21 protein-coding genes and 1 other annotated feature (1 of these 22 running past the window's edge) are annotated in these 20,557 nt (G+C 49.1%); of the genes, 17 read left to right on the top strand and 4 right to left on the bottom strand.

What is annotated here, in order from left to right; translation table 11 throughout:
* Positions 1–4: 4 nt before the first annotated feature.
* Together nirD and nirB are read right to left on the bottom strand one after the other, a co-directional pair.
* Positions 5–331 carry a nitrite reductase small subunit NirD gene (gene nirD, locus MHB82_RS22160; RefSeq protein WP_341175825.1) on the bottom strand — a complete coding sequence of 109 codons (327 nt, stop codon included), beginning with the start codon at positions 329–331 and terminating at the stop codon, positions 5–7.
* A gap of 106 nt (positions 332–437) precedes the next feature.
* Complete coding sequence (nirB, locus tag MHB82_RS22155; protein ID WP_341175824.1) at positions 438–2,867, bottom strand: nitrite reductase large subunit NirB; 2,430 nt, start codon at positions 2,865–2,867, stop codon at positions 438–440.
* A 312-nt stretch (positions 2,868–3,179) separates the two neighbouring features.
* Between nirB and MHB82_RS22150 the strand changes: the two genes are divergently transcribed.
* Positions 3,180–3,887 carry a metal-dependent hydrolase gene (locus MHB82_RS22150; RefSeq protein WP_095359546.1) on the top strand — a complete coding sequence of 236 codons (708 nt, stop codon included), beginning with the start codon at positions 3,180–3,182 and terminating at the stop codon, positions 3,885–3,887.
* A gap of 329 nt (positions 3,888–4,216) precedes the next feature.
* Here the strand turns inward: MHB82_RS22150 and MHB82_RS22145 are convergent, their stop codons facing one another.
* The gene (locus tag MHB82_RS22145; protein WP_095359545.1) at positions 4,217–4,534 is read right to left on the bottom strand and encodes a hypothetical protein; all 318 of its coding nucleotides are present in this window, start codon (positions 4,532–4,534) and stop codon (positions 4,217–4,219) included.
* Positions 4,535–4,722: 188 nt separating this feature from the next.
* Complete coding sequence (locus tag MHB82_RS22140; protein WP_095359544.1) at positions 4,723–5,796, bottom strand: M42 family metallopeptidase; 1,074 nt, start codon at positions 5,794–5,796, stop codon at positions 4,723–4,725.
* 623 nt (positions 5,797–6,419) lie between these two features.
* Between MHB82_RS22140 and spoVAC the strand changes: the two genes are divergently transcribed.
* The 16 genes from spoVAC to MHB82_RS22060 all read left to right on the top strand — a co-directional run bounded on the left by spoVAC (position 6,420) and on the right by MHB82_RS22060 (position 20,396).
* Entirely contained in the window at positions 6,420–6,926 is a 507-nt protein-coding gene (gene spoVAC, locus MHB82_RS22135) for a stage V sporulation protein AC (RefSeq protein ID WP_176476053.1), read from the top strand.
* The gene (gene spoVAD, locus MHB82_RS22130) at positions 6,923–7,939 is read left to right on the top strand and encodes a stage V sporulation protein AD (RefSeq protein WP_341175823.1); all 1,017 of its coding nucleotides are present in this window, start codon (positions 6,923–6,925) and stop codon (positions 7,937–7,939) included. The genes spoVAC and spoVAD overlap by 4 nt, the downstream gene beginning before the upstream one ends.
* Before the next feature lie 3 nt (positions 7,940–7,942).
* The gene (gene spoVAE, locus MHB82_RS22125; protein WP_095359540.1) at positions 7,943–8,293 is read left to right on the top strand and encodes a stage V sporulation protein AE; all 351 of its coding nucleotides are present in this window, start codon (positions 7,943–7,945) and stop codon (positions 8,291–8,293) included.
* A 208-nt stretch (positions 8,294–8,501) separates the two neighbouring features.
* Complete coding sequence (locus MHB82_RS22120; protein WP_095359539.1) at positions 8,502–9,458, top strand: AAA family ATPase; 957 nt, start codon at positions 8,502–8,504, stop codon at positions 9,456–9,458.
* Between the two features lie 3 nt (positions 9,459–9,461).
* Positions 9,462–10,709 carry a DUF58 domain-containing protein gene (locus tag MHB82_RS22115; protein WP_095359538.1) on the top strand — a complete coding sequence of 416 codons (1,248 nt, stop codon included), beginning with the start codon at positions 9,462–9,464 and terminating at the stop codon, positions 10,707–10,709.
* Positions 10,706–12,919 carry a transglutaminase TgpA family protein gene (locus tag MHB82_RS22110; protein ID WP_341175822.1) on the top strand — a complete coding sequence of 738 codons (2,214 nt, stop codon included), beginning with the start codon at positions 10,706–10,708 and terminating at the stop codon, positions 12,917–12,919. The genes MHB82_RS22115 and MHB82_RS22110 overlap by 4 nt, the downstream gene beginning before the upstream one ends.
* A gap of 109 nt (positions 12,920–13,028) precedes the next feature.
* Positions 13,029–13,556: a YqeG family HAD IIIA-type phosphatase gene (locus MHB82_RS22105; protein WP_341175821.1), complete on the top strand. Its 528-nt coding sequence runs from the start codon at positions 13,029–13,031 to the stop codon at positions 13,554–13,556.
* Complete coding sequence (yqeH, locus tag MHB82_RS22100; RefSeq protein WP_095289803.1) at positions 13,553–14,680, top strand: ribosome biogenesis GTPase YqeH; 1,128 nt, start codon at positions 13,553–13,555, stop codon at positions 14,678–14,680. Before MHB82_RS22105 ends, yqeH begins: the two co-directional genes overlap by 4 nt.
* Before the next feature lie 41 nt (positions 14,681–14,721).
* Positions 14,722–15,591, top strand: a complete 870-nt coding sequence (aroE, locus tag MHB82_RS22095; RefSeq protein WP_110821983.1) for a shikimate dehydrogenase — start codon at positions 14,722–14,724, stop codon at positions 15,589–15,591.
* Positions 15,592–15,675: 84 nt separating this feature from the next.
* On the top strand, positions 15,676–15,966 hold the full coding sequence (gene yhbY / locus MHB82_RS22090) for a ribosome assembly RNA-binding protein YhbY (RefSeq protein WP_095289806.1): 291 nt from the start codon (positions 15,676–15,678) through the stop codon (positions 15,964–15,966).
* A gap of 13 nt (positions 15,967–15,979) precedes the next feature.
* Complete coding sequence (locus MHB82_RS22085; protein WP_341175820.1) at positions 15,980–16,570, top strand: nicotinate-nucleotide adenylyltransferase; 591 nt, start codon at positions 15,980–15,982, stop codon at positions 16,568–16,570.
* On the top strand, positions 16,554–17,120 hold the full coding sequence (gene yqeK, locus MHB82_RS22080) for a bis(5'-nucleosyl)-tetraphosphatase (symmetrical) YqeK (RefSeq protein WP_341175819.1): 567 nt from the start codon (positions 16,554–16,556) through the stop codon (positions 17,118–17,120). The genes MHB82_RS22085 and yqeK overlap by 17 nt, the downstream gene beginning before the upstream one ends.
* A 17-nt stretch (positions 17,121–17,137) precedes the next feature.
* Positions 17,138–17,485 carry a ribosome silencing factor gene (rsfS, locus tag MHB82_RS22075; protein ID WP_095289811.1) on the top strand — a complete coding sequence of 116 codons (348 nt, stop codon included), beginning with the start codon at positions 17,138–17,140 and terminating at the stop codon, positions 17,483–17,485.
* Positions 17,482–18,387, top strand: a complete 906-nt coding sequence (locus tag MHB82_RS22070; protein ID WP_095359531.1) for a CvfB family protein — start codon at positions 17,482–17,484, stop codon at positions 18,385–18,387. Before rsfS ends, MHB82_RS22070 begins: the two co-directional genes overlap by 4 nt.
* A gap of 112 nt (positions 18,388–18,499) precedes the next feature.
* On the top strand, positions 18,500–19,270 hold the full coding sequence (locus MHB82_RS22065; protein ID WP_095359827.1) for a class I SAM-dependent DNA methyltransferase: 771 nt from the start codon (positions 18,500–18,502) through the stop codon (positions 19,268–19,270).
* Positions 19,271–19,439: 169 nt separating this feature from the next.
* A complete protein-coding gene (locus tag MHB82_RS22060; RefSeq protein ID WP_341175818.1) occupies positions 19,440–20,396 on the top strand; it encodes a phosphotransferase family protein in 957 nt (318 codons plus the stop codon).
* A 99-nt stretch (positions 20,397–20,495) separates the two neighbouring features.
* Positions 20,496–20,557: a binding site (T-box leader), on the top strand (it continues 204 nt past the right edge of the window).

Below are 20,557 nucleotides of genomic sequence, written 5' to 3'. Positions count from 1 at the left end.
CTAGCTATACAGCAATCCAGACCTGCCCGTTCTCGAGTTTCACCGGAAACATCTGAACCTGGCCCTGATCTGGTGCTTGCACTTGACCCGAACTTAAGTCGATTTTCCAATCGTACAGCGGATCATAGAGATAATGTCCGGATACGATGCCTTCAGCGAGTGGACCACCCTTGGGGTGGGGATTATGGTTATCGGCAGCAAATACGGTACCGTCGGAGGCGCGGAAGACAGCCAGCTGTCGGCCTTCAATTTCTACCACTCTCCCGATCCGGGGGAGAAACTCTTCAATCTCTCCCGCCGGAAAATAGGTGCCCGATTGTTTGGTTGTCATTTGGACTGCTCCTTTTCTATGGCAGGTTCACCTGCAAATTAATATCATATTGATCCAGTAAAGAACGTAATCCAGTAAAGAACGTTACTGTTTTAAGGATTAAAGCTTAAGGGCGAGCCGAAACTTCAATTCCCTGGAACAGTTTGGTTTGGCCTTCTTCGTTACGCAGTGCTTTTTTCCAAGGATCTTCCACATGGCTCAGAGCAAATTCGATACGTTCCATCAGTGCTTTGCGTTCCTCCGGATTATCCACCACAACCGAACGAATCTGTTCAAGCCCGATACGTTCCACCCATTCCGAGGTACGCTCCAGATAGTTGCCTGTTTCCCGGTAGTATTGAATAATTGCACCGCAGAGCTCGATGAGCTCTGCATCTGTTTTCACTTTGCATAAGGAATCTGCCAGTCTGGCCTTGATACCGCCATTACCGCCAATAAACAATTCCCAGCCTCCATCGTTACCAACAATCCCGATATCTTTGGTACACGACTCCGCACAGTTCCGAGGGCAGCCATTGACCGCCATTTTGAATTTAGCAGGCAGATCGAGACGCTCGAATTTGCGTTCAAGCAGGGCGCCCATCGCCATGGAATCCTGGGTACCGAAGCGGCAGAACTGGGAACCGACGCATGTTTTGACTGTACGCAGCGATTTGGCATAGGCATAACCAGAAGGCATATCCAGCTCGGCCCATACCTGCGGCAGATCCTCTTTTTTGACCCCGATCAGATCGAGACGCTGTCCACCGGTAACCTTGACCGCTTTGACATCGTATTTGACCGAAATATCAGCAATACGTTTCAATTCTTCCGGTGTGGTAACGCCGCCGTACATGCGTGGTACAACCGTATACGTGCCGTCTTTCTGAATATTGGCGTTCATGCGTTCATTAACAAACCGGGATTCCTTTTCGTCTTCATGCGTATCCGGTGCAAGCATGCCAAGGTAATAGTTAATTGCCGGACGACATTTGGAACAGCCTTCAGGCTGGCTCCAGCCGAGGACATTCATCACTTCTTTGGTCGTCTGCAACCCTTTTTGCTTGATCTCGGCTACAATTTCGTCCCGGCTGAGCGAGGTGCATCCACAGATGCCCTGTTTGGCACCGCTTGTGAAGTTGTCTCCCAGTACGTATTGTAAAATTTGCTCTACTACCGGTTTACATCCGCCGCATGAGCGGGTTGCGCCTGTGCAGGCTTTGATCTCATCCACGCTGCTCAGACCTTGATTCGTAATGGCATCGACAATCGTTCCTTTGGTTACACCATTACATCCACATACGATTTCGTCCTCAGCCATCGTTTCAACAGAAGCAGCTTTTTTGTGACCCCCACAGCCCGTACCCATCAGCGAGGCATACAGCTCATCCGTCATCTCGGTTTTCTGTTTGATTAACTTCTGCAATTCAGCAGAATCCGTCACATCTCCAAAGAGCACAGCACCGACCATGATGTTGTCCCGCAGCAGAATTTTTTTGTAGGTTCGTTTCCAGTCATCTTTATGGCTGATCACCGTATGGTCAGGACTATCGAGAAATTCACCAGTGGAGAAGACATCCACACCTGAAATTTTTAATTTGGTAGATACGACAGAGCCTTCATACGGAGCAGTCTCCACGCCGCAGATATGCTTGGCGAGAATCATGCCTTGTTCGAATAATGGGGCAACGAGGCCGTAGCATACTCCCCGGTGTTCAGTACATTCCCCGACGGAATATACGCCTTCGAGTGAGGTCTGCATGTAGTCATCCACGACGATACCCCGGTTAACTTCCATGCCGCTTTCACGGGCTACAATCGTGTTCGGTTTAATGCCCACAGCCATTACGACAAAGTCTGCATCCAGCACGGTATCATCGGCAAATCGAAGACCTTCCACGCGTTCCCCGCCGACCAATTCAGCCGTCTGTGCACCCATTTTGAAACGAATACCTTGACGCTCCAGTTCCGCTTTTAGCATGGCTGAAGCTTGAGGATCGAGCTGGCGTTCCATCAGGTCTTGCATGAGATGAACAACGGTGACGTCCATGCCGAGCTGTACCAGACCTTTGGCTGCTTCCAGCCCGAGAAGTCCTCCCCCGATAACAGCCGCTTTTTTATATTGCTTTGCTGCTTCCAGCATCATATTGCAATCGGCAATATCCCGAAATCCAACAACGCCTTCTTTATCATGGCCCGGAACGGGCAGGATAAAGGAGCTGGAACCTGTAGCGATAATGACTTTGTCGTAGGGCACCCGTGTGCCTTCGTTTGTTACGACTTCCCGGGTATCTGCATCGATACGGGACACGGTTGTCCCGGTATGAAGCGTAATGCCATTGTCTTCATACCAGTGCAGATCATTCAGCACAATATCATCAATGGTTTTGCTGCCCTCCAGAACATAGGACAGCATGATTCGGTTATAGTTGGGATAGGGCTCCGTGCCGAAGACCGTAATGTCATAACGTGAAGTTAATTTCAAAATTTGTTCAACTGTACTAATGCCGGCCATACCGTTACCGATCACGACAAGTTTTTCTCTGTTTCCGTTCATGTGTGTAAGCCTCCTTGGTTTAACACTGGACAATATCAACATTTTTAGTGGTTTATATTTGAATCATACCGTGAATTGTTAACACTTAATGTGATTTATTTCACTAAGAAAGAGATAAGTAGCACAAATTAAAAAGTGTGAGCCCGGTCATGGAAACTGTTTTTTATATGAGCATGAAGAGAATAGAGGTAATGAGGTCGAGACTCTGCATTAAAATAAGAAATACGAACTATTGTTCTCTTTTTAGTTTCGTTGTAACATCGAGAATGGGATATGATGTTCCCTATTTCTTCGAAAGGAAGTTTTCGCATCATGATGGGAAGATCCCACCTGATTATTGGAACAGGCGTTTCACTTTCAGTACTGCAGCTGATGGGTGTGCAAGTCACGGCACCGGCTGTTACGGTTGCGCTCATTGGCTCGCTGCTGCCGGACATTGATGAGCCGAATTCCTTATTGGTATCCAAGGCGCTGCCCAATAGTTTGATCAGGCTGCTGCAAACCATTTTGCTGCCTACAGCCGTATTTGTGTATTTTTATGTGCAGGCGAAGCCTTGGAATCTGCTGCTGGCCATCTTGGTCGGGCTGGTATCTTTCCTGCCATCGCGTTCGCTCCGCAAAGTGTTGATGTTCGCCATCGGACTGGGCTTAGTATTCTACGGTCACGCTCTCGCACCATGGAATCTGATCGCAGGGAGTCTGCTCATGTTATGTACTACGCTGACCCACAGAGGTTTAACCCATACGGTCTATGGAACTGCAGTTTGGGGAGGACTACTGTACAGCACAACGCATGAGCAGGGACCTGAGATTTGGGTTGCCGGAGGAGTAGCCTATGCCATGCATCTGCTTGCTGACTCGTTGACGAATCGCGGGATTCGTCCGCTTCCGCCACTCAAGTGGAGGATCCGGGCGAATTTGATGAGCACGGGGACCAAACATGGAGCCGTGGTCGAGAATGTATGTATTGTGCTAACGCTTATTTTGGCATGGATCGCATTTTCGCCGTTATTTCTGTAACTCAGACCAATAGGCATCGTGGTTTGAATCAGATCATGCAAACGTGCTGAACAGCAACATGAAGTTCAAAAACGCCAGTCCGGAATATATGGACTGGCGTTTTTTTATTGGCCCTCCGAATCCTGTATTAAACCTTACCATGTGTATAGTTCAAGGGGCTAAACCAACTGGGAGCAAGGTTCAGGAAGAGGATGGGGAATCGGTAAGCTCATCAATATCCGAGGAGCCGAATACAAATAACACAACAAGGATAACTACAATTAATAGCTCTGCAAATCCAGTTCCGTCAAAGTCAGACATCATCCCAACCTCATTTCATTCCATTCCATTTAGGAATTCATTCTTTTTTGGAAAGCTCGCATCACATCATCCAGAGTCACATCGCCCATCTCGTCAAGAAATTGGACCAGTTTATCGGCATTCGAAGGGTTAATGTTTGTTAGTGTTTTATACTGTCCAACCAGCTCAACGACCAGAGTGGCTTCACGAAACAAGGTGACAGCATCAACTCTTAATTTACCGCTAACAAGCAATGCTGCAACGATGAGTTCTAGGTTTCTACCTTTAAGATTGCCATTGAGAAGGGAGCTTGCGGCATTTGTTTTTTTGGATCCTTTATTCGATTTTCCATTCCTTCCCACTGCCATAACAGGTCCCCCACTGCTTGGTGTTTTGTTCTCTTTCGTTGTTGTATCTTATGTGTGATTTCCTGTAATGTTCGAACTATTAATCTATTTTTACGCAAAAAAAAGAGACAATCCAACCAAAGTCGGAACGCCTCTTTATCTGGAGGGAGATCAACCAGAGTTTTTCAATTCTGTCACTCGCTGAGCATTCACGCGTTTTCAATAATGGTGTTCATGGTCGTACGATCTAAACCCTTCACCAATTTGACAAGCAGTGCCTTGGCAGCGTCATAGTCATCGGTGTGAATGATGGAAGATGAGGTGTGGATATAACGAGCGCAGATCCCAATGACCGTTGAAGGTACACCAATTCCGCTCAGATGAACTTGTCCTGCATCCGTGCCACCAGGAGAGATAAAGTACTGCATCTTGATCTGGTTCGAAGAAGCTGTATCCTGCACATATTCCACCATACCGCGGTGAGTGAACATGCCTGGATCGAAAATACGAAGCAGAGCACCTTGCCCAATGTGTCCAAAGGACTGTTTGTCACCTGTCATGTCATTGGCTGCACTGCAGTCCAGTGCGAAGAAGATGTCTGGTTCAATCAGATTGGCAGCTGTACGCGCACCGCGAAGCCCCAATTCTTCCTGAACTGTTGCACCGCAATACAGCGTGTTTGGAAGCTTCTCTTGGTGGAGTGCCTCAACGAGCTCAAGGGCAAGTCCGACTCCGTAGCGGTTATCCCAGGCTTTTGCCATGATTTTTTTCGGGTTCGTCATGGGTGTGAATTCACAGATCGGCACGATTTGCATGCCTGGGTGAATCCCCCAAGATTCGGCTTCTGCACGGTTATCCGCACCAATATCCAGGTACATGTGATTCAGATCAACCGGTTTGCTCCGTTGGGACTCATCCAGCAAGTGAGTAGGCGTAGAACCTACAACGCCCGTAATACGGCGATCCGGAGTGATGATCTGTAGGCGCTGGGACAGAACAGCCTGACTCCACCATCCACCAAGCGGTCGGAATTTAACCATGCCCGTTTCCGTAATGCCTGTTGTCATGAAGCCCACTTCATCAAAGTGTCCGGCTACCATAACTTTCGGACCTGATTCTTCACCTCGCAGTACACCGAAAAGGCTTCCCAGACGATCCTGGACAAATTCCTCTGTATATTGGGAGAGCTGCTCCTTCATCCATCCGCGAAGCTCGCGCTCGAATCCGGAAGCGGAAGGGAATTCCGTTAACGTACGAAACATCTCCATTGTTTTTTCATTCATGTGTCGACAACTCCTCTGCTTGTATGTATGACAGTCTCGACAGAACGGCTGCGGACTGTTGTCCTCCATTAATAAAGGACATTATTAACCACTGGTCACATTACAGTATGAACCTTGCGCACCTAATTGTCCATGTCTGTGTCACGTATCGACTGGAGCGTTAGTACAATGAACATGAAGTTTTCTTTTGGATTAGGCTTTTCCCTCACCCCTTTCACAGCATGATTGAATATGCATGAGTTGAGATGCTCCTGCGTTCCCATAACCAGGATTTTTTATTCGTTCGCTTGACGACAGGAAGGAGTTGGGACACCAGATGAAGCCACCTCATGAAGGCAATGAAGATATCCTTTTTATCGTCCTTTTTATTTTGCTCGTCATCGTACTTCTTTATTTATAGGGAAATACTTCAGACCTGACTGTTGTGCAATTAGCTCAGCTTCTCTCTAATCCGGCGTATTGAATTTAAGCTGCTAAACCGTTCTCTCCCCAACTGGAAACAATTGATGCAATTCGCCGGATACATAACCTTCCCACGATTAACAAACAATGAACATAGGATTCCACACGAGATGCAGCGACAAGCTGTGCGACCTATTCGATTTCTAAGGAGGTTCTGAATCTTGCCAGCTCAAACCAAAGGATCCGGTAACGGAAAAAAATCATCATCCCTGTCCATCAGCGAACAGGATTACAAGAAAGTAGCCAAGAAGCATGAGCCGTCTCGTCCGATCCTTGCGAATTGCATTAAGGCTTTCTTTGTCGGGGGATTCATTTGCATCATTGGACAGGCTATCCAGGAAGCATTCAAGGCAGGTTTCGATATGACTTCCAAGGAAGCGGCCAGTCCTACGGTTGCGGTCATGATCCTGATCTCGGTTATCCTCACCTGCCTTGGGGTCTACGATAAAATCGCCCAGTGGGCCGGAGCAGGAACAGCGGTCCCGGTTACCGGCTTTGCCAACTCGATGTGCTCAGCAGCATTGGAGCACCGTGCGGAGGGACTTGTCCTTGGCGTAGGAGCCAACATGTTTAAGCTAGCCGGATCGGTTATCGTATTTGGCGTCGTGGCTGCCTTTATTATAGGTATCATTTACGCCTTCCTTGGATTAGGAGGTGGGCATCTATGAAGCTTGTCGGACGCCAAACCTGGGAGTTTGAGAATAGCCCTCGGATTATCGGCAGGGCTGCGGTTGTTGGGCCAGAGGAGGGAGCTGGACCACTGTCAGCCGATTTCGATTACGTCTATGACAATCTGGAGATTGGTGAGAAAACATGGGAAAAAGGGGAGCGCAAGCTGCTTGAGCAAGCTACACAGCTAGCACTCATCAATGCAAACATCACAAAGGAAGAGCTGCAGTTTTTCATTGGTGGCGATCTCCTCAACCAGATCATCAGCAGTTCCTTTTCGGCTCGGAAACTGGGAGCTCCTTACCTCGGTATATTTGGGGCTTGTTCGACTTCCATGGAGAGTCTTGCATTAGCATCCCTGATTGTCGATTCTGGTGGAGGTGATTATGTCCTCGCCGGTACGGTCAGCCATAACTGCACAGTGGAGAAGCAGTTCCGCTACCCGACCGAGTATGGATCCCAGAAACCTCCTTATGCACAGTACACCGTAACCGGATCTGGTTGCGGCGTAGTCTCCCGCTCAGGGGAAGGCCCAGTTGTCACGCGGGCAACGATTGGACGGGTCATGGATCTTGGCATCAAGGATCCGTTTAACATGGGGGCAGCCATGGCCCCAGCAGCAGCAGATACCATTGTGTCTCATTTCCGGGATACGGGGCTTGAACCCGGGTATTACGATCTTATCGTTACTGGTGATTTGGCTTCGGTTGGACATCCCATCACGAAAGAACTGTTGCAAAAGGAAGGCATCCCCATGGAACAAACGACGTTTAATGACTGTGGACTCATGATTTATGATCGGGAGAAGCAGCCATTTGTTGTAGCAGGCGGCAGCGGCTGCGGCTGCTCAGCGACTGTAACGTATGGACATATATTGAACCGGATGCAAAAAGGCGATCTCAAACGGGTACTGGTTGTGGCCACGGGTGCATTGCTGTCACCGATTTCCTACCAGCAGGGCGAGAGCATCCCATGTATTGCACACGCTGTAGCCATTGAGAAGGAGGGATAAACGATGCAATTTTTATGGGCATTTATTGTTGGAGGACTGATCTGCGTGGTGGGTCAGCTGCTCATGGATGGCGTCAAGCTGACGCCAGCTCACACGATGAGTACACTCGTTGTGGCAGGAGCGGTTGCGGATGCGCTCGGATGGTATGATCCCCTGATTAAATTTGCAGGAGCTGGAGCATCCATCCCCATTACGAGTTTTGGCAATTCACTCGTGCACGGGGCATTGACCGAGCTTGAAAAGGTGGGATGGATCGGAGTTATTACCGGGATATTCGACTTGACGGCTGCAGGGATATCAGCGGCGATTATCTTCTCCTTTCTCGCCGCGCTGGTGGTTCGGCCGAAAGGCTGACAAGGCGCAGTCAAATGGTTTTAGCCATATATGTATACACTAAGAGGCTCCGGATGTTTAACATCCGGGGCTTTTTGTCGCAATCATGCGAGAATGGCGGCCAATCTGACGGCTGGAAACAAATTGTGATTCTCTTCGAGTGTACTCGCGCCCGTTGTTCATGTACAATAAAAGGAAATCTGTATGCTTTTTTAGGAGGTTAGACCACATGCCTGTGCGCAAAGAGTCGATCCAAATCATTTCAGCAGTTCGTTCTAATCTAGAATCTTGCATAATGGGGAAATCCTTTGAAATTCAACTTTTGCTCACAGCTTTGCTTGCAGGCGGACACGTTCTGATCGAAGACGTACCCGGAACAGGCAAGACACAGTTGATCAAAGCATTATCGAAATCCATGCGCGGAGAATACCGCCGCATTCAATGTAATCCAGATATTTTACCAAGTGATATTACAGGTGTATCCGTATTCCACCCGCGTGATGAGCGCTTTTATTTCCGTCCGGGTCCGGTCATGACCAACATCCTTCTGGCGGATGAGATCAACAGGGCAACAACGAAGACCCAGTCAGCACTGCTGGAAGTCATGGAAGAGCGCAGTGTAACGGTAGATGGCGATACCTATGATCTGCCGCACCCGTTCATGCTCTGTGCTACACAGAATCCAATCGATTTTGAGGGAACGTATACACTGCCGGAAGCACAGCTCGACCGGTTTATGCTGAAAATAAGTTTGGGTTATCCCGACAAGGATATTGAGAAAACATTGCTGAAGCAGCATCAGTCAGGTCAGCCCGTGGACCGACTGGAGTCCGTAACTCACATGGACCAGATATCGGCGATTCAGCAGGAGATCAAGGAAGTCTTCATCGGTGATCCGGTCATGGACTATCTGCTTGATGTCGTTCGCAATACACGTTCGCATCCGTCCGTGCTGCTGGGGGCCAGCCCGCGTGCAGCCATTTCATTCATGATGGCGGTGAAGGCGTTTGCCTTCCTGCAGGAACGTGATTATGTGCTCCCGGATGACGTGAAAACGATGGCCCCGTACGTCCTTTCGCATCGGATTGTACTGCGTCCTGAAGCGAGACTGGACAGCATGAGCTCTGAAGCCGTACTCAATTCTGTACTTCAGCAGGTTCGTGTGCCCGTCTCCATGGGGCAATAATTCATGAAGCCGCTTTTGAGTAATGTCAGAAGAGGAATGCGCCACCCCCGTGTATGGAGTATCGCGGCGGTGTGGATTTGCTGCTTGGCCTATGTATTATTCCAGGGTGGGAAAACATCCATCATGCTGCTTTCGATGGTGACCCTCCTTTGTCTGTATCTTGCCATTGCCGGATTCAGTGGAGTAAGACGCGCACGCGGTGTACGAATGCTATCATCGGGGCAGGACCATGAAGAGCTGCTGCATGCCGGTGACCAGGTCCAGGTGAAGCTCAGGTTGACCATTCCCGGGTTTTTGCCGCTGCCTTACGTGGTTGTCCGTGAAATGCTGCATCGTCATAACGGGGAATCCTGGTCCTTCAGGGAGAGCCTGATTCCGAACATGCGGGGAAATGGAGAGCTGTCTTTCCAGACTCCGCCGCTGGAGCGCGGCAAATATGCGTTTTCCGAAACGGAATGTGCAAGCGAAGATATCTTTGGCCTGATTGAGCACCGCGGTACATTCAAGGCCAAAGGGGAGTTTAGGGTGCTGCCTCGTACCGTATTCATACCCTACTGGCAGCTGTACGATCGTAAATCACGACTATCTGGTCCACAAACCGCGCAGACGCGTTCCCGCAGGGAAACCACTCAAATTAACGGTGTTCGTGATTACGTGTATGGCGACAGGCTGTCCCGCATTCACTGGAATGCTACAGCCAAGACAGGAACATGGAAATCCAAGGAGTTTGAACATGAGTCGATACCCAAAACCATTTTGGTACTTGACGCTCTGGCGGGCAGTTACGAGCAGGGGGAAACATTTGAGCTGGCGGTTTCCACGGCTGCATCGCTATTGGAGTATGGTACGAGAGAACGGATGGGTATGGGGCTGATGACGCTATCTGACCAAACGACGCTGCTTCCTCCAAGCGAAAGCCTGATGGACCGGCAGAAGATGATGCATCATCTGGTGGATGTTCAGAATGATGGTCAGGACAAAAGACTGCTGCCAGGTATTGAGAAGCTTGCTCGTCAGCTGCCGCAGGGCGCTTATTTTGTAGTCATATCTCCCCAGAAGGATGAAAAAGTACTGGAACTGCTGCGGTGGGCTGATACGCGTGGGATGACTCCGTGCCATATTATCCTTGATACCAAGGAGTCACGCCAGAGTGCCGAATGGGCCGCCATGCTGCGAGGAAGAGGCACGAGATCCTTTGTTGTTTCCCATCTGCAGGAACTTCCAACGGTTATGGGGGGAGGTTCTGTATGAGTACGAATAGTAGAGAACAATCGATGGGGAAAAGATCCTGGTACCATGCAGCGTCGCTGCTCTGGATTTTCCTGATAGGGATGCAGTGGATTTCGTTTACACAGGAATCCTGGTACACCGAGACGACATCATTGGTATTATGGACGCTGGCTGCAGTCAGTGTACTGGAGATTATTTTACCTTTCAAAACAATATATCGTAACATCATCAAGGCCATTGTGCTTATTTATATTTTGCATAAAACGCTTATTGATTTCTCTGTCTACATTCCTTACGGTACACTGAGCGACCGCACGGAGCAATTTCTGCTGCATTTGACCCCGTACATCTGGTTCTCCCTATGCGCATGGGTCATGCTCGAAGCGGCTCTTCGTCTGGTGACGACAACACGCCGTATTCTTGTTTTTCTGGGTGTGAACATCGTTTCGATGGGTATCCTGGATTCCTTCACCCAGATTCCACTCTGGATTGAAGTGGCCTGGGTCATGTTTGCCGGGATGGGGTGGCTCGTCTGCCAGCACTTCCGCAACTTTCAATCGAACTACCCACAGGGCTGGAAACGATTGCTCCGTTATCCGTACAAAATACTCGCCAACATCGCAATTATTTTTTCTCTGATTATTGTAGCGAGTGTTAATATGCCTGAAGTACCGCCTACGCTGACAGATCCTTATACGGCATGGCGTAACTATACCGGAAGCTCTACTAGCCAGACCGGCAACGGGACGCTGGATATTCCAAGTTCCACAGAGTCCGGATACAGCCGTGAAGATAACCAGCTGGGCGGTGGGTTCAACTTTGACTACACACCAGTCATGTCGGTAACGACGAATGAACGGAGTTACTGGCGGGGTGAAACCCGGGAAGAGTACACCGGTACAGGGTGGGATGACCGCAGACGGGTGTCCTCGGAAGATGTAGAAATTGGACAAGCTCTTGAGAATGAGGATGCGGGCAACGTAAATACCAAGCAAGTGACGCAAAAGGTAACCATGTTGAACGATAGTGTATATCCAATCCTCTTTGGTGCTTATTCCATAACCGAAGTAAGTTCGGTCAATGGTGAGAACGAATCAGGCCGGATGCTGTGGAATGCGAATCAGGCAGAGCTGCACATTGTCACAGATCGGCAGCAGCCGCAATTCCCTAAAACGTATACGGTTGTATCCGAAGCACCAGTCATCGTGGAAGATGAGCTCCGTACCAAAACGTTTGATGATCTATATGGAAGCAATCCTGCAGATGACATGTATCTGCAGATGCCTTCCCGCTTCCCGGACAGGGTGACAGAGCTTGCTGCCGAAATAACAGCAGCGGCAAATACGCCGTATGAAAAAGTCGCATTACTGCAAAACTACTTACAACAAAACTTTAATTACACTAACAATCCCGATTTATCCCGAAAAGTAAGCAATGATTTTGTTGAAGGATTTTTGTTTGACATCCGTGAGGGGTACTGTGATTATTTCTCTACGGCACTCGTCATGATGGCACGTTCGGAAGGTATTCCTGCCCGCTGGGTAAAAGGATATGCCCCTGGGCAAATGTCTCTTAATTCCGACATGCAGGCACCACGCCAGCCTGGTTCTGAAATTGAGACGACGTATACCGTGACCAATGCAGATGCCCATTCCTGGGCTGAGGTGTACTTTGGCGAATACGGATGGATTCCAGTTGAAGCGACACCTGGCTTCGATATGCCTCTGTTGACGGAACAGCCTGATGTACAGCCAGTAGACGAGCCTGAAGAACAACCAGAAGAAGAACAGGTTGTTGAAGAAGAGCAAGCACCTGCACCTGAACAAGCAGCATCCGGCATTCCCGCTTTTGTGATCTGGGCAGCGGCGGCTGTACTTGCCCTATGGGTTGCTTATATGTTCTGGCGGAACCGCTTCTCACTCCGTTTCTGGCTTCTGCGTCTGCGCACCGGCGGACCACTTACCCCCGAGCAGAAAGTTGTTGCAGAGACGGAACGCTGGATTCGCTATGTGAAACGAAAAGGATTGACCCGAAGCGCAGACGAGACCCTGCGCGAGTCTGTCAACCGATGGAGTCAGGCCAAACCGGCTGCGGCAGCAACGCTGCAAGAACTGCTGGCGATGTTTGAACGCACGCGTTACAGCCCGGCTTCCGTTACTTCGGACGATTGGAAGGCAGTCTATGAGACAGCCTCGAAGCTGCGCAAGGAACTCAAAGCGGAACGGGCATAGAGTATGCCCGTCCCGTTTTTCCTTTTTCCCATACCATCAGGCACTGTATGCATTTTCAGGAAAGACGGATTTGTGATATAGTGTGTCGTATGAAACTGAGGTGACTTCTTTGTTTAAAATGTTAATGCCCAAGCTGCGAGTAGACACGGTTTTTGACATAAATCTGGAAGAGCTGTACGCTCAAGGCTACCGTGGAATTATAACTGATCTGGATAATACGCTTGTCGGTGCCAAAGCTCCTGATGCCACACCGGAACTGATTGAATGGTTTTCGCGTGTGAAAGAGGCGGGTTTCAAGCTGATGATCGTGTCCAATAACAATTTGAACCGTGTATCTTTGTTTGCGACTCCGCTGGATATCCAGTTTGTGCATAGTGCACGCAAACCATCGAATGCACCGTTTCGTAGAGCAATGAAAATGATGGAGCTTACTCCAGAAAAAACGATTGTTGTAGGCGATCAGATGCTTACGGATGTATATGGAGGCAACCGATTGGGACTTTATACGGTCTTGGTGCTGCCCATTTCCATCGGTGATGAAGGCTTCATGACCCGCTTCAATCGTCGCGTGGAACGGATTGCTCTAACCAGTTTGCGCAAGAAAGGCTTATGGCTCGAGGAGGAAAAGAAGAAATGACAGAAACGCATAACGGCAATCCTGCCGTAAGATGCAGTGGGTGCGGAGTGCATCTGCAAACGGAAAATCCGGACAAACCGGGATTTATTCCGGAGAAAGCGCTGGATCGTGAACCGGTCATATGTCAGCGGTGTTTCCGGATCAAAAACTATAATGAGTCATCATCCGTCACGGTGGATCAGGACGAATTCCTGGCTCTTCTCAGCAAAATCGGGGATAAGGATGCACTTGTCATCCATATCGTTGATCTGTTTGACTTTGACGGCAGCATCATTTCCGGTCTGCAGCGTTTTGTAGGGAACAATCCAGTTCTGTTGGCTGTTAACAAAACGGACCTGCTTCCCAAGGTAACCAACTGGAACAAGGTTCGTAACTGGGTACAGAAGCAGGCTAAGGAGCAAGGTTTGCGTACGGTGGATATCGTGCTCTGCAGTGCCAAGCAAAATCAGGGATTTGATCGCCTGCTGGAGCTTGTGGGTACGTATCGCGAGGATCGTGACGTTTACGTGGTTGGGGGTACCAATGTGGGTAAATCGACATTGATTAATCGTCTGATCCGCGACTACAGCGATTTGGAGCAGGAACTGACAACCTCCCGTTATCCTGGAACGACGCTGGATATGGTTAACATTCCATTGGATGATGGCAAATTTATTATTGATACGCCGGGAATCGTGTATCCATGGCGTTTCAGTGAGATCGTATCACGCAAGGATCTGGCAGCCATCATGCCGGACAAGCCGCTTAAACCGGCTGTGTATCAATTGAATGCCGGTCAGACGCTGTTCTTTGGTGCTATGGCTCGTTTTGATTTCATTGAAGGTGATCGTCAGTCTTTCACTTGTTATACAAGCAATGCAATCGATATTCACCGGACGAAGCTGGAGCGTGCAGATGATCTGTATCGTGACCATGCCGGAGAACTGCTGTCCCCGCCAAGCCGGGAGGATGCAGCGGACATGCCTGAATGGACACGGCATGAGTTCCGTATCAAACGCGGCAGCCAGTCCGATGTGTTCATATCCGGTCTGGGCTGGATCAAGGTCAATGGTGAGAATGGGGCGCTTGTCGCTGTACATGCACCAAAAGGTATTCGAGTGCTGGTTCGTCCATCTTTGATCTAGTTATACGGCACATTGATTCTCTATAGATCGGGGGCGGACGCATGTCAGAACAAAAGAATACCTATACTTCACTTCCTGTTTTGCTTGGAGTTTTTGGGGATCCGATTGGACATTCCAAGTCACCAGCCATGCATAATGCGGCTCTTGCGACAGCGGGTGTGAACGGATTGTATATGCCGCTTCATGTTCGTCCAGAGCAGCTGGAAGCAGCCGTTAAAGGCATTGTTGCCTTGGGGTACCGGGGTGTTAATGTAACAATACCTCACAAAGAAGAAGTGATGAAATACCTCGATGCCATTGATGAAAGTGCGCGGCTGATTGGTGCTGTGAACACGATCGTCAACGATAATGGTAAGCTGACTGGGTACAATACCGATGGTATTGGTTATGTTCGTTCGTTGAAGGAGGAGGCAGTGCCGGAGCTCGCAGGCAAGAAGATTGCTGTTCTTGGGGCAGGAGGCGCTGCAAGAGGCGCCATCTATGCTCTGGCACTGGAGAAGCCGGAACGGATTAGCATCCTGAATCGTACAGCAGAGAGAGCAGAGGCTCTTGCCTCCGATTTGAGAAGGCACGGATTGGGTAACATCACTGGCAGCGGCATGGAAGAAGCTGCAGCTGTGTTAGCCTCGGCTGATATCGTGATCAACACTACGTCGGCAGGCATGCATCCGCATATTGATGATGTTCCTGTGAATCCGGAGTTGATTCGGGAAGGTGCGGCCGTGAGTGATTTAATCTATAATCCGCTGGAGACACGCTTGCTTCGAGAAGCACGTTTGCGTGGGTGCGTTGTGCACGGCGGACTAGGTATGTTTGTATATCAGGGCGCAGTCGCATTTGAACACTGGCTCGGCATTCCTGCGCCAGTTGAGACCATGAGACGCGCTGTATTGGATAGTTTTAATAAGTGAAAAATATCATTGAACGGTCAGGCAACAGACAGACAATAAACGCTGTTACAGTGCCTGCCGGGCATAAGGAGTTATGGAGTAATTATGTTAAACGGTAAACAAAAGCGCTTTTTGCGCTCACAAGCACATCATCTGACCCCTGTATTTCAGATCGGCAAAGGGGGCACCAACGATCATTTGTTCCGTCATATCGAAGAAGCAATTGAGAAACGCGAACTGATGAAAGTGCAAGTGTTGAATAACTGTCTGGATGACAAAAACGAAATCGCTGAAGAAGTGGCGCGGGAAACCGGCAGCGAACTGGTGCAGATTATCGGAAGCACCATCATCCTGTACAAGGAATCACGCGACAACAAACAAATCGAACTTCCTTAGGACGGTGACACGGGTGAAGATTGGCATCATGGGCGGGACGTTTGATCCGATCCATATGGGACATCTGCTCGCTGCCGAAGCTGCTAGAGATTCACATGCCCTGGATGAGATCTGGTTTATGCCTTCCCATGTTCCGCCCCATAAACGCGGAGCTGGAGCTTCGGGACAGCAGCGCCTGGATATGACTGAGGCTGCGGTGCAAGGTGTAGAACAGTATGAAGTGCTGGGCATCGAAATGGAACTCGGCGGGGTGTCCTATACGATCGATACGATGAAGGAACTGTGGCGCCGTTATCCGGAGCATGAATTTTATTTCATTATCGGAGCGGACATGGTGAACTATCTTCCGAAGTGGGAACAGATTGATGAACTGGCAGCGAAATTAACCTTTATTGGTGTGGGTCGGCCAGGATTTCACCTGCATCTGGATGACCTGCCGGAGGAACTGCAGGACAGCGTGCTGCTGGCCGAGATGCCCCTGGTGGACATTTCATCCACGGCTGTTCGCAGGAGACTTGCTAAGGGGCATTCGGTACGGTTCATGATCCCTGATGCAGTTCATCAATATATTGTAAGGAGCGGTTTATATGGGACTAAGCCGTGAAGAATTAATTAAGGCTGTTTCCGGTCAGATGCCGGAGAAGCGTTGGAAGCATACGCTTGGTGTAATGGAAAAGGCCGTCCAGTTGGCAGAGAAATATGGGGCGGATCCTGTCAAAGCCGACCTCGCAGCCATACTGCATGACGTCGCCAAGTACTGGCCTGTATCCGAGATGGAAGCGGTCATCCGTGAAAACGGATTGAACGAAGAACTCTTACTGCATGACAAGCAGCTCTGGCACTCTGAAGTGGGTGCTTTTGTGGCACAGCGCGATTATGGTATTGATGACCCGGAAATCATTAACGCAATCCGCTGGCATACTTCCGGGCGTGTAGGTATGAGTCTGCTCGATAAGGTCGTATGTCTTGCTGACTATATTGAACCGGGAAGAGATTTCCCAGGCGTAGATCACATTCGTGAGCAGGCAGAGCGCAGCTTGGAAGAGGGACTGATTGCCGGTTTCGATTCCACGATCAGCTTGCTGATCTCGCAGCGCCGCGTCATTTATCCGCTAACGATGTTGTCGCGGAATGATCTGATTGCACACTTATAAAATATGGAGGTTGGTTCATGACAGTATCATCGAAAGAACTTATGAATATGGCGGTAACCGCCGCTGACGATAAAAAGGCATCGAACATTGTAGCACTCGATCTGAAAGGCATCTCTCTGGTTGCAGACTATTTCGTAATCTGTCACGGTAATTCCGATACACAGGTACAGTCCATTGCAACAGAAATTCGCAAACAGGCACATGCAGCTGGCGTTAACATTAAAGGAATCGAGGGCATGGATTCCGCACGTTGGGTGCTGATGGATATGGGCGACGTGGTTGTGCATATTTTCCATCGTGATGAGCGCGAATATTACAACATTGAACGGCTATGGTCTGACGCCAAAGTGGTGGAAACGGTATGAGTTTGATTGCAGGCACGGTCGTCTCCCTGCCGGTTGATCGTGAAGTATCGCCTTTTGGCTACTTTTTGACGACAGGATCGGAAGATGTACTGCTTCACTATACGGAACTCACACGGGATGTCAAAATCGGGGAGACGCTCGAGGTCTTTTTGTTCTTTGATACAGAGGACCGTTTGGCAGCAACCATGAAAAAACCATATCTCACTCTGGGCGAAATGGCACGACTGGTTGTGGCTGATATACACCCACGCCTTGGCTGTTTCCTGGAGATGGGACTTGGACGGCAGCTGCTGCTCCCTATCCGTGAATTGCCCGAATTGGAAGAACTACGTCCACACGTGGGCGATGAAGTTTTTGTTATTATGGAACATGACAAGCAGGGACGTCTTCGTGCCAAATTGGCCGGGGAACGTGAGCTTGCTCCCCTGTCATTCCACGCTCCAACATCATGGTTGAACGAATGGGTGGAAGCTACGGTGTACAAACCTTTGCAGATGGGTACTTTTGTGCTTGTAGAAGGCGGAGTACTTGGCTTCGGTGCTATCGGCATGATTCATTCATCTGAGCGCAACAGAATGCTGCGGCTGGGTGAAAAGGTGAAGTGTCGGGTAACGCTGGTTCGTGAAGACGGGCGTGTTAACCTGGCCATGTCCCCTCGCAAAGAGGTAGGCCGTAACGAAGATGCGGACAAACTTCTGGCGTTTATGAAAGAGCGCCCTACGGGCGGTATGCCTTATTCGGATGCCACTCCACCGGATATCATCAAGCAGCGCTTTGGAATCAGCAAGTCTGCTTTTAAGCGTGCTTTGGGCAAGCTGATGAAAGACGGACTGGTGACGCAGAAGGAAAACTGGACGTACTTGGCGGAATCAGCTCCCAAGGATTCAAGTGAAAACAAGTAATCGTTAACGACATATTGGAACGAAGGAAGGCAGGGCAAGGCTGGGTGAACTCCGGACGCCCCTGCTTTTTCTTTTGGAATCGGAAAATGAAATTGAAAGTGCGGTGCCTGACATGTCTTACCGTAAATTTGCTTATGTGTACGATGAATTAATGGAAGATATGCCTTATCCGGACTGGATAAGGTTTGCAAGAACAGCCTGGGAGCAGCACGGCATGCCGAAGAGTGTAGCCGAGCTTGGATGCGGGACGGGATCCATTACGATCCCACTGGTCAACTCGGGGTTTGAAGTGACGGGCATTGATCTGTCTGCGGATATGTTATCTGTGGCGCGAAGTAAAATGGAGGGAACCCCACAAGGTCATCGATTGTATCGTGAAGGCAGTGTCCGGTGGGTTCAGCAGGATATGCGGGATTGGAGAGTACCCGAACCGGTAGATTCAGTAATTTCATTCTGTGACTGCATTAATTATTTGCTGGAAAAGGAAGATGTCATTCGTACGTTCCAGCGTACCTACGAGATGCTCAAGCCGGAAGGGACATTCCTGTTTGATGTACACCATCCAGACACCTTGATCCGCTATGAAGAAGAGCAGCCTTTTGTCCTGGATGAACGCTCCGTATCCTATATCTGGACCTGCGACATGGATCGTGAACGGTGTGAGATTGAGCATCATCTCAGCATTTTCTCCCGGGTGGATGACGGCGGCAAGGACATGTACCAGCGGTTCGAAGAGGTTCACGTTCAGCGTGCATACGATCCGGACTGGATGAAGCTGGAACTGACCAAAGCTGGATTCAGGAATGTCCGTGTATATGCTGATTTCACATGGAAAGAAGCTGGAGAAGGCGCGCAGCGGCTATTTTACGTCGCGGTGAAATAGAATTGCAGATAGAGAACCGTCCTAGTAACAGTGAGGGCGGTTTTTTCCTGTTTTTATGATGAAATGCATTGTCATCAAGGGTGAAGAGAGCCATAATGGACGAAGGTGGAAAACGCTTACCGGGTCTCTATGAATAGAATTCGTATTGCTAAAAAAAGGTGGTGCAGAAGTGGAAAGTACATACAAAACAAGGCTGACATCAGAACAGCTGAATGCAATTGCCAAGCAACATTTTAATACAGGCATCCAGGAATACAGGGAAATGATTGACGGATGGGCCAACCATGCTTATTACATCTCGCTCGGCAACGGGCAAGAGGTAGTGCTCAAAATCGCTCCTTCCAAGGTTGGTAAACCGTTGCGCTGTGAGCAGGATCTCCTGATGGCAGAAGTTCAGGCACTGCGTCTCGTGGGAGAGCTTCGAGATGTACCGGTTCCCCGTGTATTGGCGTGTGATACAACATGCAGTCTTGCTCCGGCGGAGTACTTTATGATGGAATATATGCCTGGCAAGCCTTATAACAAGGTCAAAGATCAGTATAGTTCAGCAGAGCAGGCAGAGATTGAAGAGCAGCTTGGTGCATTTAATCGCCGGATCAACGAGATCAAAGGTGAAAAGTTTGGTTATTTTTCAGAAAAGAAACCAAAGTATAACACCTGGAAGGAAGCATTTCTGAGTCTGATGGATGATCTGCTCACCGACGGAAGAGAGGCTGGCGTAAAACTTCCTATGGATTATGATAAGCTTGCCCAATTGATTAGGGAGAAATCGGATGTGTTGAGTGATGTCAACGAGCCGGTACTCATTCACTGGGATCTGTGGGATGGCAATGTATTTGTGGAACAGGGGCGAATTACAGCCATTATTGATTTTGAGCGCTGCCTTTGGGCGGATCCCCTGATGGAGCACTACTTCAGTCATTTTAATTATACAAAAGGGTTTGTGAAGGGTTATGGTAGGGCCATCACAACCGATAGTGAACGAAAACGAAGAAGCTTGTATGATCTGTATTTTGATCTGATTTTGTGGATTGAATGCGAATATCGACAATATGATAACAAGGAACACATTCAGTGGGCAATTAATAACTTGGAAGAAGGAATCAAGCGATTTCGATTGTCCTAGGCCGAATGGGGAAGAACGGCATTATTTATAGTCAGTCAACAAACCAAGCAATATTGACTTTAGTCGTGCTTTTTTATATAATGGTCCCGATATTGTATACATATTTCGATGATAAGGAACAGTAGTGGGTCCTGTACATGACAGAGAGTCGGCGGTTGGTG

The sequence above is a fragment of the Paenibacillus sp. FSL K6-2862 genome (assembly GCF_038005125.1).
GTDB lineage: Bacteria > Bacillota > Bacilli > Paenibacillales > Paenibacillaceae > Paenibacillus > Paenibacillus illinoisensis_A.
Note: the sequence above shows the minus strand (reverse complement) of the source record. Positions and strands in the feature narration are given on the sequence as shown.